Annotated in this window: 11 protein-coding genes and 1 pseudogene; 9 read left to right on the top strand and 3 right to left on the bottom strand. The window is 71.7% G+C overall.

Annotated elements, in window-relative coordinates:
* Positions 1-7: 7 nt before the first annotated feature.
* Positions 8-808: a purine-nucleoside phosphorylase gene (locus ACK99Q_RS01305; protein ID WP_410184449.1), complete on the bottom strand. Its 801-nt coding sequence runs from the start codon at positions 806-808 to the stop codon at positions 8-10.
* Between the two features lie 120 nt (positions 809-928).
* On the opposite strand from ACK99Q_RS01305, the gene ACK99Q_RS01300 reads away from it, so the two are divergent.
* Positions 929-1,492, top strand: a complete 564-nt coding sequence (locus ACK99Q_RS01300; protein WP_410184448.1) for a TetR/AcrR family transcriptional regulator — start codon at positions 929-931, stop codon at positions 1,490-1,492.
* A gap of 207 nt (positions 1,493-1,699) precedes the next feature.
* Here the strand turns inward: ACK99Q_RS01300 and ACK99Q_RS01295 are convergent, their stop codons facing one another.
* The gene (locus ACK99Q_RS01295; RefSeq protein WP_410184447.1) at positions 1,700-3,388 is read right to left on the bottom strand and encodes a hypothetical protein; all 1,689 of its coding nucleotides are present in this window, start codon (positions 3,386-3,388) and stop codon (positions 1,700-1,702) included.
* Between the two features lie 149 nt (positions 3,389-3,537).
* Here ACK99Q_RS01295 and ACK99Q_RS01290 point away from each other — a divergent pair.
* A pseudogene (locus ACK99Q_RS01290) lies at positions 3,538-4,077 on the top strand (HtaA domain-containing protein); the annotation flags it as partial.
* On the opposite strand, the gene ACK99Q_RS01285 reads toward ACK99Q_RS01290, so the two are convergent.
* Positions 4,053-4,277 (bottom strand): glycine zipper domain-containing protein, encoded by a 225-nt coding sequence (locus ACK99Q_RS01285; RefSeq protein WP_410186048.1) that lies wholly within the window; start codon positions 4,275-4,277, stop codon positions 4,053-4,055. The pseudogene ACK99Q_RS01290 and the gene ACK99Q_RS01285 overlap by 25 nt on opposite strands.
* Here ACK99Q_RS01285 and ACK99Q_RS01280 point away from each other — a divergent pair.
* The 7 genes from ACK99Q_RS01280 (at position 4,225) to ACK99Q_RS01250 (ending at position 14,587) form a co-directional block, all read left to right on the top strand.
* Positions 4,225-6,396 carry an HtaA domain-containing protein gene (locus tag ACK99Q_RS01280; RefSeq protein WP_410186047.1) on the top strand — a complete coding sequence of 724 codons (2,172 nt, stop codon included), beginning with the start codon at positions 4,225-4,227 and terminating at the stop codon, positions 6,394-6,396. The genes ACK99Q_RS01285 and ACK99Q_RS01280 overlap by 53 nt on opposite strands.
* Positions 6,393-7,499, top strand: a complete 1,107-nt coding sequence (locus ACK99Q_RS01275) for a hemin ABC transporter substrate-binding protein (RefSeq protein ID WP_410184446.1) — start codon at positions 6,393-6,395, stop codon at positions 7,497-7,499. The genes ACK99Q_RS01280 and ACK99Q_RS01275 overlap by 4 nt, the downstream gene beginning before the upstream one ends.
* A gap of 7 nt (positions 7,500-7,506) precedes the next feature.
* A complete protein-coding gene (locus tag ACK99Q_RS01270; protein WP_410184445.1) occupies positions 7,507-8,547 on the top strand; it encodes a FecCD family ABC transporter permease in 1,041 nt (346 codons plus the stop codon).
* Entirely contained in the window at positions 8,544-9,335 is a 792-nt protein-coding gene (locus tag ACK99Q_RS01265) for a heme ABC transporter ATP-binding protein (protein ID WP_410184444.1), read from the top strand. The genes ACK99Q_RS01270 and ACK99Q_RS01265 overlap by 4 nt, the downstream gene beginning before the upstream one ends.
* 49 nt (positions 9,336-9,384) lie before the next feature.
* Positions 9,385-10,044, top strand: coding sequence for a heme oxygenase (biliverdin-producing) (locus ACK99Q_RS01260; protein WP_410184443.1), 660 nt, complete (start codon positions 9,385-9,387; stop codon positions 10,042-10,044).
* Between the two features lie 46 nt (positions 10,045-10,090).
* Positions 10,091-11,461, top strand: a complete 1,371-nt coding sequence (locus ACK99Q_RS01255) for an NAD(P)H-quinone dehydrogenase (protein WP_410184442.1) — start codon at positions 10,091-10,093, stop codon at positions 11,459-11,461.
* Between the two features lie 162 nt (positions 11,462-11,623).
* On the top strand, positions 11,624-14,587 hold the full coding sequence (locus tag ACK99Q_RS01250; RefSeq protein WP_410184441.1) for a SpoIID/LytB domain-containing protein: 2,964 nt from the start codon (positions 11,624-11,626) through the stop codon (positions 14,585-14,587).
* The last annotated feature ends 22 nt before the right edge of the window (positions 14,588-14,609 follow it).

The following is a 14,609-nucleotide window of genomic DNA, read 5'->3' as shown; positions in this document are numbered from 1 at the left end:
GCGGGGATCAGACGCGGGGGAGCAGGTCGGCGAGCAGTGCGCCCATGCGCGTGGCCGCGGACTTGCCGGCCTCGAGCACCTCTTCGTGGTTGAGCGGCTCGTCCGAGATGCCGGCGGCGAGGTTGGTGACCAGCGAGATGCCGAGCACCTCCATGCCGGCCTCGCGCGCGGCGATCGCCTCGAGCGTGGTGGACATGCCCACGAGGTCGCCGCCCATGATGCCCGCCATCCTGACCTCGGCCGGCGTCTCGTAGTGAGGACCGGGGAACTGCACGTAGACGCCCTCGTCGATCGACGGGTCGACCTCGCGCACGAGGTCGCGGAGCCGCTGCGCGTACAGATCGGTGAGGTCGACGAAGTTCGCGCCGACGATCGGCGACGTGGCCGTGAGGTTGATGTGGTCGCGGATGAGCACGGGGGTGCCCGGGGTCCACGCCGGGTTGAGTCCGCCGCAGCCGTTCGTCAGGACCATCGTGCGCACGCCGGCGGCCGCCGCGGTGCGGACGCCGTGCACGACGGCCTCGACGCCCTTGCCCTCGTAGTAGTGGGTGCGGCCGAGGAAGACCAGGGCGCGCAGGTCGCCGACGCGCACCGAGCGGATCGTGCCGCCGTGGCCGGCGACGGCCGGCTTGCTGAAGCCGGGCAGCTCCTCGGTGGGGACCTCGAACTCGGGCTCGCCGAGCGCATCGGCGGCGGGCAGCCAGCCCGACCCCATCACGAGGGCGACGTCGTGGTCGCCGCCTCCGGTGCGGTCACGCAGGGCGTCGGCGGCGTCGCGGGCGAGGTCGTAGGCGTTCACCCGAGTCACCCTACCGACGGCGTTCGGGCGCAGGAGGCGACCGACGATGACGAAATGGTTGCGATTCGGTGGCCGCTCCTCGGTGCGACGCGGAGCGCGGCCGCGGAGCAGGGCGCGTACTCTACGGACGTGCCGAAGATCATCGGGGACTCCCTGGAGGAGCACCGCGCGACGATGCGTCGCCGGGTCTTCGACGCCCTCGTCGAGCTGCTGCGCGAGCGCCCGTTCGACCTCATCACGATGGCCGACCTGGCCACCCACGCCGGGGTCGGCCGGTCCTCGCTGTACAACCACTTCAAGGACAAGGAGGCCGTCGTCGTCGCGTTCGCGACCGACGAGACCTCGCGCTACCTCGACCAGCTGAACGAGTCGCTCGCCGACCGGACCACGCCGACCGAGCGCCTCGAGACCTACGTGCGGCACCACGTGGACACGTCCAAGGACTTCCACATCGGTCTCGGCCCCGAGCTGCGCGCCATGCTGTCGCCCGAGTCGGTCACGGCGATGCGCGAGCACGTCGTCGCGGTCGAGCAGGTGCTGCGGCAGATCCTGATCGACGGCGTCGCCGCCGGCGAGTTCACCGTGGACGACATCGACGCGACCGTCTCGCTGCTGCACGCCACCCTCTCGGCCCGCCACGCCTCGGCCGACACGACGACCCGCTTCGTCCTCGCCGCCGTTTCGCCCTCCTGACCCCGGGCTGCACCGCGCCCCCTTTCCGCGAGTGGCGCAGAACTGCCCGCCACTCGGCGAGTGGCGGGCGTTTTCGCGCCACTCGCGACCCCGGTTTGCGCCACTCGGCGTCCCGAGGAGTGCCCGGAGGCGGCGACGAGGCCCGGCCCGGAACGCCGAAGGCCCCCGTCACCGAGGTGACGGGGGCCCTGGCCGGACGAGCTCAGGTCACTTGGCGACCTTGAATGAGCCCGCCTTCACGTAGCTGCGCTTCGTGTAGTTGGCGTTGCCGTAGTAGGCGACGCGGACGACCCACTTGCCCTTGGCGAGCTTCGGCAGCTTCACCGTGCGCTTGCCCGCGGACAGGTTGGCGGTGACGTACTTGCTCTTCTTGCCCTTCGTGAGCTTGATCTTCACCTTGCCGGTGGGGGCGGCGGCACCCGAGGCGCCCTTGACGGAGACGACCGCGAGGCCCTTCTTCTTCGAGGTCGGCTTGCGGGCGACCTTCACGCGGCCCTTCGAGGCGGCGGTCTTGGCGACCTTCACCGTCACGGCGGTGGCGGCCGGGGCCGTGACCGTCGTGTCGGACGGGGCGAACGTCACGCGGTACGACTTCGTGCCGACGGCGTGGCGCTTGGAGACCGCGAACGAGGCGGTGCCGCGCGCGGCGACCGTCTTGGTGCCGAGACCGGCGACCGTGACCGAGCCGGCGGTCGGCGAGGTCACGCTGACCGTGCCGCCCTTGCCGTACTTCGTGGACAGGCTCTTCACCGTGACGGCCGGGGCGACCGTCTTCTCCTTCAGCACGCCCAGCGGGGTCTCGGTGTCCTGGCTGGTGGTGGAGTGCGTGTGCGCGCGCCACGTGTAGACCGAGTAGCTGGTGCCCGGCGTGACCTTCTCGAGGTCGAGGTTCAGCGTGGCGTCCCACGTGCCGGCCGGGCCCGAGATGGACGGGGTCGGCGGGAAGCAGAACTTGGCCGCGACGCCCACGAAGTGCTCCGTGCCCGTGGGCGAGGAGACGTCCGGCAGAGCGCCGGACGGGGCGACGCCCACGTAGATGCCGGCGTCCTGTTCGTTGGTCTTGCACGTGAAGCCGGTGCCCGAGACCTGGACGGTCGCACCGTCGCGCGAGTCGATCGTCACGCGCGGCTTCGGAGCGGTGGCGGTGAAGGGCGACGCGGGCTTGCGCGGGTCACCGGTGGCCGAGCCCGACAGGAAGAAGTGCGCGCGCAGGCCCGAGTCCAGCGCCCGCAGGAAGTCGGGGTGGAACGAGCCGCCGTCGGTGGGACGGCCGGCGGGCAGGCCCAGGTCGAGCGCCTCGGCCGAGCCCGGCTGGAGGACGCCGAGGAAGTCGGGCGTCTCGGTCAGGGAGGCGACGGAGCCGTCGGTGCTCCAGTCCTCGGCGGCGGCGTCGAACTCCACGACGGTGACGTCGTCGGTGCTGCCGGTCGTGGTGGTCGCCGTCGGCACGTTCCACGCTACGTCGGCGGTGATCTTGCCCTCGCCGGCGGCGTTCACTGTGACGGTGGGGTCGGCGATGGTCAGCGAGTACTGCAGCGTGCCCGGAGCCGTGGTGCCGGTGATGAAGGAGCCCGTGATGGAGCCCTCGTAGGCCACGGACGTGGCACCGTTGCCGGAGTCGTGCGTGCCGACGCCGCCGCCGAAGGTCGTGACCTTCGTGACGGGGTCGATCGTCGCACCGTCGGCGGCCTCGAGCTTCGTGAACGGCGAGAACGCGGGGTTCGGCGTGAAGTGCGCCGCGAACTGCTCGGAGATCTTCCACTGCAGCGTGGGGGCGACGACGTCGTCGGCCGCCTGCGCGGTGGTGGGGGTCAGGGCGAGGACGCCCGCGGACAGGGCCGCGGCGGTCGTCCCGGCGAGCAGGCGGCGCCCGCGAACCAGGGTCTGGGGAGACATGCAGATCCTTTCGGAAAAGAAGCCGCCGACCCGGCGACCTCTGTAGGTAAGGCACACCTTATACTCGGCGAGTAAGGGTGCCCTGACCGGGTCCGCATCCTGACCGAATCCCGACGGGAGTCTCCGTGATCGATCACGCCCACCGCTCGATGTCCGTGCGCGTCCTCGTCCTGCTGCTGGTGGCCGCACTGGCTGCTCTCGCGGTGCCGAACGTCCGCGCGGATGCTGCCCCGACTGGAACAAAAGTCACCGGTGGGTCCATCTCGTGGGGTCTCAAGGCGTCGTTCCGCTCGTACCTCACCGGCCCGATCGCGGGCGGCAAGGTCACGCCGGCCGCGCCGGCCACCGACGACGGCACGCAGACCACGTTCCCGCAGGCGTCCGGGGAGTGGGGCGAGTCGTCCACCGTCGCGGCCCACGGCTCGGTGAACTTCACAGGTCACCACGGCGCGCTCGACCTGACGATCGCGGAGCCGCGGCTCGAGGTGAGCGGGACGAGCGGGCGTCTGGTCCTCGACGTCACCGACGCGTCGGGCACCACGAACGGCGTCCACTTCGCCGACGTCGCCCTGGACGGCCACGTCGACTGGAGCGGCACCACCGTCACGGTCGACAAGGCGCCGGTCACGCTGACGGCCGCGGGAGCCGGGTTCATGGGCGGCTCCTACAGCGCCGGCCAGGAGGTCGACCCGCTCGACGCCAGCCTGCAGGTGGAGACGCCCGCGACCGAGCCGACCACGGAGCCCACGACCGAGCCGACGACGGAGCCGACGACCGAGCCGACCACCGAGCCCACGACGGAGCCGACGACCGAGCCGACCGTCGACCCGTCGCAGATCACGGCGGGCTCGATCTCCTGGGGCCTGAAGACCTCGTTCCGCACGTACATCCGCGGCCCGATCGCGGGCGGCAGGATCACGACGACCGCCCCGGCCACCGACAACGGCGCCCGCACCACCTTCACCGGCGCGAAGGGCACGTGGTCGGACAAGTCCGCCGACGTGCGCGCCTCCGGTGCCGTGAACTTCACCGGACACCACGGTGAGCTCAACCTGACGATCTCGTCGCCGCGGATCGTCCTGAACTCCTCGGGCGCGCGCCTGCTCGTCGACGCGAGGACGAGCGACGGCCGCAGCCACTCGGGCCTCGCCGTGGCCAGCCTCGACCTGTCCGGCCGCATCAGCGCCGGCAGCGGAAAGGTGACGATCGCGAACGCGCCGGCCACGCTCACCTCCGCGGGCACCGCGCTGTTCTCCTACAGCGGCAGCGCCATGTATCCCGCGGGCACCGAGCTCGATCCCGTGAGCGCGACCCTCTCCGTCAAGGGCGCGGTGGTGCCCACGACGCCCCCGGCCACGAAGCCCACGCCGAAGCCGACGACGAAGCCCACGAAGCGGCCGCAGGACCCGAAGCCGGCGAAGTCCTCGACCACCACCGGCCGCGCCGGTGACCTGACGTGGGGCGTCAAGGCCAGCTTCCGCTCGTACATCACCGGGCCGATCGCGCAGGGCTCCGTCAGCGTCTCCAGCGGGGCCACCGCCGTCTCCGGCGGCTACCGCTTCGGCCAGAGCACCACCTCGGCCACGCCGCCCAGCGCGCAGGGCACGACCGGCTACCGCGGCACCGTCCGCTTCCACGGCCATCACGGCCAGCTCGACATGTCCCTCACGGCGCCCTCGGTGCGCGTGACCTCCTCGACGACGGCGACCCTCTCGGCGCAGGTCACGGGTCGCGGACGCATCGACGTCGCCGTCATCGACCTCGGCCGCGCCTCGCGCTCGACCGCCACCGGCTGGGTGCAGTACGCGAACGCGCCCGCCGCGCTGACGGCGGCCGGCGCCGGGATGTTCTCCTACAACGGCAACGCGTTCTACCCGGCCGGCACCGTCGTCGACCCCGTCACGTTCTCGGTCGGCTCCACGGCCGCCGCCGGCTCGGGCTCGGGCGCCACCTCCGTCGCCGGGTCGTCGACGCCCGCGACGGCGTGGACCCCGCCGGCCGCCCCGCCGGCGACGACCGGCCTCGTGCTGGAGCAGGACGAGGTCACGGCGGGCGACGAGGTCACCGCCTCGGGCACGGGCTTCCTCCCGAACGAGTCCGGCATCCGCGTCGTGCTCTACTCGACCCCGCTGGTCCTGGCCGAGAACGTCACGGCCGACGCAACCGGCCGCGCCACGTGGAAGGGCACCATCCCGCCCACGATCGAGCCCGGCGAGCACACCCTCACGTTCCAGGGCTCGGTCGACCGGGGCGTCGTCATCGACGTCGCGGCCGCCGAGGCGATCGTCGGCTGCGAGCTGAGCGACGCCCGTCTCGACTGGGGCTTCAAGGAGTCGTTCCGCGCCTACGTCTCGGGCTCGATCGCGAACGGCGACTGGACCACGAGCGGCAACGCCGCCTATGCGACACCGCAGTTCACCTGGTCGCAGGGCGCGGGCGTCCTCGACGAGCAGACGCGCGCCGGCGAGCTCTCCTTCGAGGGCGGCGTCGAGTTCACGGGCCACGACGGCGCGCTCGACACGACGATCGCGAACCCTGTCGTGACGATCGTCGACGACTCCAGGGCCACGCTCGCGGTGGACTACACCGGCGGCACGATGGACGCGGCGATGGCCGGCAAGGACGACCGCCGCACGATCGCCGCCGTGCCGTTCGCCGACCTCGACCTGAGCGCCGGCACGGTCTCGAAGGAGGGTCAGACGGTCACGATCACCGACGTCCCGACCACCCTGACCAGCGCCGGCAGCGCCGCGTTCCCCAACTACGAGACCGGCGCGGCGCTCGACCCCGTGACGCTCACCTACACGGTGGCCACGGACTGCGCGGCACCCGCTGCGCAGCCGGCTGCCGGCGCCGACGACGCTGCCGCGGTCGTCCTCGACACGGTTGCGCCGACGTCCTCCACGCCGTGGCTCCCGTGGCTCGCGGGAACGGTGCTGGCGGTGCTCGTCTCCATCGGCGGTACGGTGCTCGTCATGCGACGCCGGACCCCCGGGGCGGATGCATGAGGCGGCCCGCGCGCGGCGCCGCCGCGCTGCTGACCGCTCTGTGCCTGACGCTCCTGACCGCCTGTGGATCCGGAGGCGAGGGCAGTGATCCCGGCTCCGGCGCCGACCTGCCCCCGCTGTCCGAGCTCGAGGCCTCACAGGCCCCGAAGGAGATCACCGGACCCAGCACGGCGAAGCTGACCGACCGCCACATCGAGCCGGTCGACGTCGACGAGCAGGCGACCCTGCCCGCCACGGTCGTCTCGCACGTGCGCTCCGGTGACACGAAGGTCACGGTCACCGACACCTCGCGCATCGTCGCGTTCGACATGTCCGGCTCGATCGCGGCGTCGCTGTGGGGTCTCGGCCTGGGGGACAAGCTCGTCGCGCGCGACGTGTCCACCGACTTCCCGGGCGCCGAGGACCTGCCGCTCATCACGTCCGAGGGTCACGCCGTGAACGCCGAGGCCGTCATGGCGCAGAAGCCCACCGTGATCATCACCGACGGCTCGATGGGTCCGCGCGACGTCGTCGAGCAGCTCGCCGACACCGGCGTGCCCGTCGTCTTCCTGGACAACGACTCGAGCTTCGAGGGCGCCGCCCAGCTCGCCCGCGACGTGGGCGCCGCGGTCGGCCTGCCGAAGTCGGGCGAGGCGCTGGCCGAGCGCATCACCTCCGACGTCGCCGCCGCGAAGGCCGAGGTCGAGCGGTTCGTCCCCGAGCGGGAGTCCGACCGGCTCCGGATGGTGTTCCTCTACCTGCGCGGCAACTCCGGCGTCTACTACCTGTTCGCCGACGACTCGGGCGTGGGTGACCTCGTCGACTCGCTCGGCGGCGTCAACGTGGCGCGCGAGATGGGCTGGAAGGGCATGCAGCCGCTCACCGACGAGGCGCTGGTGAAGGCCAGGCCCGACCTCATCATGGTGATGACGCACGGCCTGGAGTCCACCGGCGGCGTCGACGGGCTGCTCGCCGAGAAGCCGGCGATCGCGCTGACGCCCGCGGGCCAGTCCAAGCGCTTCGTCGACATGTCCGACGGTGACGTCCTGTCCTTCGGTCCGCGCTCCGCCGGCGTCGTCGAGGCGCTCGCCCGGGCGATCTACGTGCCGGAGGCGGACCAGTGATCCGCGCGTGGTGAGCGCGGGCCGTCGGACCCTGGTCCTGGCCGGGTTCGCCGTCCTCCTCGTGGTGGGCACGTTCGTCTCGGCCTCGGTCGGCCAGCTGCCCGTCGGGCCGCGCGACGTGGCCGGGGCGATGCTGCACGGCATCGGCATCGACACCTCGTGGCGTCCCGACGACACGATCATCGAGCAGACGCTCCTGCAGATCCGCTTCCCGCGCGTCGCGATGAGCATCCTCGTGGGCGCCACGCTGGCCGTCGCCGGCGCCGTCATGCAGGCGATCTTCGGCAACCCGCTCGCCGAGCCCGGCGTCGTCGGCGTCTCCGCCGGCGCCGCTCTCGGTGCGTCGATCGCGATCGCCTTCGGCATCACCGCGTTCGCGGGCTGGGGCGTCGCGGTCCTCGCGTTCGTCGGCGGCTTCGCGGCCACCGTCCTCGTCTACGCGACCGCGAGGGTGGGCGGCCGCACCGAGGTCGTCACCCTGCTGCTCACGGGCATCGCCGTGAACGCGTTCGCAGGTGCGGGCCTGGCGCTCGTGATGTTCGCTTCCGACACCGGCTCGCGCGAGCAGATCGTCTTCTGGCAGCTCGGCTCGATGAACGGCTCCCGCTGGAGCGAGGTCCTCATCGTCGCTGCGGTGGGCCTGCCGGCCTGCGTCGTCGCGTGCCTGCTCGCGCGTCGCTACGACCTGCTGTCGCTGGGGGAGCGCACCGCGGCCCACCTCGGCCTGCGGGTGGAGCGGCTGCGCATCGGCTCGATCCTGCTGGTGGCGCTGCTCACCGGCGTGGCCGTGGCGTTCGCCGGCATCATCTCGTTCGTCGGCCTCGTCGTGCCGCACCTCGTGCGCATGCTGCTGGGGCCGTCGCACCGCACCCTGCTGCTCGCCAGCGTGGTCGGCGGCGCCGCGCTGCTGGTGTGGGCCGACCTGCTGGCGCGCACGCTCGTGTCCGGGTCCGACCTGCCGATCGGCCTGCTGACGTCGCTCATCGGCGGTCCGTTCTTCTTCTACCTCGTGCGCGCCACGCGCTCGAAGGCCGGAGGCTGGGCATGAGCGCGGCGTACGAGGTCCGGGGCCTGGTCTGCCGGCTCGGCGGGCGCGACATCGTCCGCGGGGTCGACCTCGACGTCCGCCACGGCGAGGTGCTGGCGCTCGTCGGCCCCAACGGCGCCGGCAAGTCCACGCTGCTCGGCGCGCTGACGGGTGACGTCCCGATCGCCGAGGGCGAGGTGATCCTCGACGGCCGCCCGCTGGGCGACTGGTCCGCCGGCGACCTCGCCCGCACCCGTGCCGTCCTGTTGCAGGCCAACCAGGTCAGCTTCCCGTTCACGGTCCGCGAGGTCGTCGAGATGGGCCGCAACCCGTGGACCGGCCACGCCTCGGCCGCGGAGGACGACGAGGCGATCGCCGAGGCCATCGAGCGCAGCGACATCGCGCACCTGCTCGACCGGCCGTTCACGGTGCTGTCCGGCGGCGAGAAGGCGCGGGCGTCGCTCGCGCGCGTGCTGGCCCAGCGCACCGACGTGGTCCTGCTCGACGAGCCCACCGCGGCGCTCGACCTGCGTCACCAGGAGGAGGTCATGGTCGTCGCGCACGACCTGGCCGCCGCCGGTCGGGCCGTCGTCGTCGTGCTCCACGACCTCTCGCTGGCCGCGGCCCGAGCCGACCGCATCGCGATGGTGCACGACGGCCGCCTCGTGAGCATCGGCGCGCCCGAGGAGGTGCTCACCCCCGAGCGGGTCGAGGAGGTCTACGGAATCGGCGTGCACGTGCTGCCGGCCCCCGACGGTCACCTGATCGTCGTCCCACATCGTGGTCTTTCGGACACCGTGTCACCTTGATCTGACAACGTGTCATATCATTGAGCCACCCCCACAGAGAGGCGCGACCATGACCGTGCTGCCGACCGAGACCGGCCTGTCCGTCCAGATGCGCGACGGCTCCCAGGCCGAGCACAAGGACGCCGAGGGCTCGAGCTTCATGTCCTGCCTGCTCGACGGCCAGGTGAACGAGACCGGCTACACCGAGTACCTGGCGATGCTGCGCCCGATCTACGCCGCGCTCGAGTCCGTGGGCGCGCGCCTGGCCGACGACCCGATCGCCGGCGCCGTGATCGACCCGTCGATCAACCGCCTCGACGCCATCGACCGCGACCTCGCGTACTGGTCGGGCGACGCGGGCGTGCCGCAGGTGCAGAGCGCCGCCGTCGACCGCTACGTCGCGCGCATCGAGGCCTCGGCCGCCGACCCGGCCCTGTTCGTGGCGCACCACTACACGCGCTACCTCGGCGACCTGTCGGGTGGCCAGGCGATCGGCCGGATCCTGGCGCGCACCTTCGAGCTTCCCGAGGGCCAGGGCATCGCGTTCTACCAGTTCGACGCCGTGCCCAAGCCCAAGCCGTACAAGGACGCGTACCGCGCCCGCCTCGACTCCCTCCCGCTGACCCCGCGCGACCAGCAGCGCGTCGTCGACGAGGTCAAGGTGGTCTTCGGGCTCAACGGCGCGCTGTTCGAGGAGCTGTCCACGCAGCTCCCGCGCTTCGCCCGCTGAGACCCTCGCCGCGGGCGGTGACGCCCGCATGCGGGACAATCGGGTCATGACCCATGTCGTGATCATCGGAGGCGGACCCGGCGGCTACGAGGCGGCGCTGGTCGCCCGGCGGTTGGGCGCCGAGGTCACGCTCGTCGAGCGCGATGGGCTCGGCGGCTCCACGGTCCTCACCGACTGCGTGCCCAGCAAGACCCTCATCGCCACGTCCGACCTGCTGCACGAGGTCAGCCGCTCGGCCGAGCTGGGCGTCGAGGTCCCGAAGGCGCCGCGCGCCGACCTCGCGGCGGTGAACGACCGTGTCCTGCGGCTCGCATCGGCGCAGTCCGACGACATCGCCGAGCGCGTCGTCTCGGCCGGCGTCACGGTGCTCTCGGGCATCGCCCGGATCGCCGACGCGCGCACGGTCGTCGCGCAGACGCCCGACGGCGAGGTCCGCCTGGCGGCCGACGGCATCCTCATCGCCACCGGCGCGCACCCGCGCGTCAGCGAGGACGCGCAGCCCGACGGCGAGCGCATCCTCACGTGGGAGCAGGTCTACGCGCTGCGCGAGCTGCCCGAGCACATGATCGTCGTCGGCTCGGGTGTCACCGGCGCGGAGTTCGCGAGCGCCTACAACGGCCTCGGCGCCGAGGTCACGCTCGTGTCGAGCCGCGACCGCGTGCTGCCGGGGGAGGACCCCGACGCCGCCAACCTCATCGAGGACGTCTTCACCCGCCGCGGCATGAACGTGCTCGGGAAGTCCCGCATGGCCTCCACGCGGCGCGAGGGCGACCAGGTCGTCGTGACGCTCACCGACGGCCGCACGGTCACCGGCTCGCACTGCCTGCTGGCGCTCGGCTCGATCCCGAACACGGCCGACCTCGGCCTCGAGGACGTCGGCATCGACACCGACGACGGCGGCTTCATCGCGGTCGACAAGGTCTCGCGCACGAACATCCCCGGCGTCTACGCGGCAGGCGACTGCACGGGCGTCTTCATGCTGGCCTCGGTCGCCGCCCAGCAGGGCCGCATCGCGATGGCGCACCTGCTCGGCGACGCCGTCCACCCGCTCGACCTGCGCAAGGTCTCGAGCAACATCTTCACGTCCCCCGAGATCGCCACCGTCGGCGTGGGCCAGCGCGAGATCGACGAGCAGGGCCTGCTGGTCGACACGGCGATCCTGCCGATCGCGGCGAACCCGCGCGCCAAGATGCAGGGCGTGCACGACGGCTTCGTGAAGCTGTACGCCCGCCAGGGCATCGGCGCGCTCATCGGAGGCGTCGTCGTGAGCCCGCGGGCGAGCGAGCTGATCCACACCGTCTCGGTCGCCGTCTCGGCGTCGCTGACCGTCGACCACGTGGCCGACGCGTTCAGCGTCTACCCGTCGATGTCGGGCACCGTCGGCGAGGTCGCGCGGCGCCTGCACCGCCAAGTCTGAAGCAGTACTTGAATTTGGGGCCGTCACGGCTGTAATCACACGCGTGTTGTTTCGCAGGTCAGACCGGAACTGCTGGAACGGCCTCGCGATATGTGTTCTGATGCCTGTGCTCCCCAGCAACATGAGCACCAGATGTACAACGCCACAGAATGGACTTCCCCCATGCATTCCTGGCTGACCCGCTGCAGCATTGGTCTGACCACACTCGCCGTCGCCGGCGCGCTCCTGCTGCCTGCCCCCGCGCAGGCCGCGGGCACCGACATCGTCGAGTCGCGCCCGAACGCCTCCGCGGCCACCGAAGAGGCCGCGACGACGGCTCCGGTGTCCGAGGAGGTCGAGGTCGAGCAGACCGCGGTCGAGCCCGACCCCGAGGCCGGCGGTGACGCCGTCGAGCGCACCTCCGTCGACCCCTTCCGGATGGTCGGCGTCACCTGGAGCGCCGACTCCGACGCCAGCGACGTCACCGTGCGCGTGCAGGTGCGCACGGACGGGAAGTGGAGCGACTGGGAGACGCTCGACGTCGAGGACAGCGTCGAGGGCGGACGCCCCGGCACGTCGCCCCTGTGGACCTCGGCTCCCTCCGACGGCGTCGCCGTCGAGGTGAAGGCCGCCACGGGCTCCGCGCAGGACGTCAAGGTCACCACGATCGACCCGGGCAAGCCCGAGGTCGTCACGCCGGTCAGCCCGGCGCTGTTCGAGGGCGACGAGGACGACGCCACCACCGAGAGCGTCGCCGCGGACGGCACGCCCAAGGTCGTGCCGATGCCGTCGATCATCACGCGCGCGCAGTGGAAGGCCGGCGCCGGCACCAGCTGCAGCGCACCGGTCACGCGCCCCAAGGCGCTCGGCGTGGTCATCCACCACACGGCGGGCTCCAACACCTACAGCAAGTCCGAGTCGGCGGGCCTCGTGCGGAGCTACCAGACGTACCACGTCAAGGGCCACGGCTGGTGCGACATCGGCTACAACTTCCTCGTCGACCGCTTCGGCCAGATCTTCGAGGGCCGCAAGGGCGGCATGACCAAGCAGGTCCGCGCCGCGCACTCCGGCGTCGACGCCGTGAACCAGTACGCCACGGGCGTCTCGATGATGGGCCACTTCGACTACGTGAAGCCCAGCGACGCGATGAAGAGCGCCGTCGTACGGCTCGTCGGCTGGCGCGTGAAGTACTTCGGCGCCAACCCGAAGGGCACCTACTCCGCGGGCGGCAAGAAGTACTCGGTCATCAACGGCCACCGCGACGTGAAGTCCACCGCGTGCCCGGGCAAGTACGGCTACGCCTGGATCGGCGCCGTGGGCGGCCTGCGCGACCGCGTGGCCACCTACATCTCGAAGGCGAGCTCGGCCGCTGGCGCGCCCACGCCGACCGCCCCGCAGCAGTTCGCGACCCCGAAGAACGTCCGCGTCGCTCCCGCGACGACCGCGGCCACGATCAGCTGGAGCGCCGTCTCGGGCGCGCCCGGCTACCGGGTCATGGTCTCGCCCACGGGCAGCTCGGCCGGCGCGAAGTACTACAACGTCTCGGGCACCAAGACCGCGATCTACGGCCTGAACTCGCGTCGCACCTACGTGTTCCGCGTGGCCGTGTGGAACCCGACCGTCAAGCAGCGCGTCAGCCCGTACACGCCCAAGCCGATGCCCACGGCCCGCACGAAGGCGTTCACGGCTCCCACGGGCGTCAAGCTGACGACGCGTACGGCCACGGGCCTGCGGTTCGCGTGGAAGGCCCAGTCGGGCGCTCCGGCCTACCGCGTCATGTACTGGGAGGCCGGCAGCAGCAAGAAGCGCTACGCGACGGCCTACAAGAACGCGATCGCGATCAAGGGACTCAAGCGCGGCACGATGTACTCGGTGCGCGTGTCGGTGTGGTCGACGCCGACCCGCGAGCGCGTGAGCGCCTACTCGGGCAAGCCGTTCGCCTCCGGCGCCACCGTGGGCTACAAGGGCGCCTCGGCGCCCGCCCCGGCTCCGAAGCCGTCCACGCCGAAGCCCGCGCCGGCACCGGCTCCCGCGCCCAGCGCGAGGAACGCCGTCACGCCGTCGGCCGGCAAGGTCACGTTCAAGGGCCACGGCTACGGCCACGGCATCGGCATGAGCCAGTACGGCGCCGAGGGCGGCGCCCGCGCCGGCGCGAAGTACGACGCGATCCTGAAGAAGTACTACCCGGGCACGAAGCTGAGCTTCAAGTCCGCCACGATCCGCGTGCAGATCTCGGCCGACACGACGAACTCGGTCCAGGTGAAGCACCAGAGCGGCCTCAAGCTGCGCACGCTGGCCAACAACGCCGTGCAGACCCTCCCGAACAGCGTCAGCGGCCGCACGGTCTCGGACTGGACCATCGACACCTCGCCGAGCAACCGCGGCCTCAACCAGGTCTCGTACAAGTCGGGGTCGACGTGGTACGCGTTCCGGACCTTCAAGACCGACGCCCAGTTCGAGGGACCGGCCACGATCCGCCTCGTCATGCCGAGCGGCAGCACCCGGGCGTACCGGGGCGCCCTGCGCTCGACCAAGCCGTCGACGACCACGCGCGACACCGTGAACGTGCTGAGCCTCGAGGCCTACACGCGCGGCGTCGTGGCGCGCGAGATGCCGTCCAGCTGGAGCATGGAGGCGCTCAAGGCGCAGTCCGTGGCCGCCCGCACGTTCGGCTCGCGCTACCTCGGCTCGTCGCGCCACTACGACATCTGCGACACGGTCTCGTGCCAGGTCTACGGCGGCTACGCCGACGAGACCAAGCGCACGAACGACGCGATCCTGGCCACGAAGGGCAAGATCCTGACCTACCAGGGCGCGCCCGCGCTGACGCAGTTCTCCAGCTCGTCCGGCGGCTTCACGAACCAGGGCTCCACGGCCTACCTCAAGGCCGTCAGCGACCCGTGGGACAACTGGTCGGGCAACAAGAACCACGCCTGGAGCCAGACCGTCACCGCCTCGGCGATCCAGCGGAAGTACCCGAACATCGGCACGCTGAAGTCGATCTCGATCACGAAGCGCAACGGCCACGGCACGCAGGGCGGTCGCGTCGTCTCGCTGACCCTCAAGGGGTCGAAGGCGAACAAGACCATCACCGGTGTCGACGCGCGCTGGGCGTTCGGCCTGAAGTCGGACTGGTTCGGCTTCTGAGGGTCGCGGATGGGATGATCGG

The sequence above is a fragment of the Aeromicrobium sp. MLTX1 genome (assembly GCF_046452335.1).
GTDB lineage: Bacteria > Actinomycetota > Actinomycetes > Propionibacteriales > Nocardioidaceae > Aeromicrobium.
Note: the sequence above shows the minus strand (reverse complement) of the source record. Positions and strands in the feature narration are given on the sequence as shown.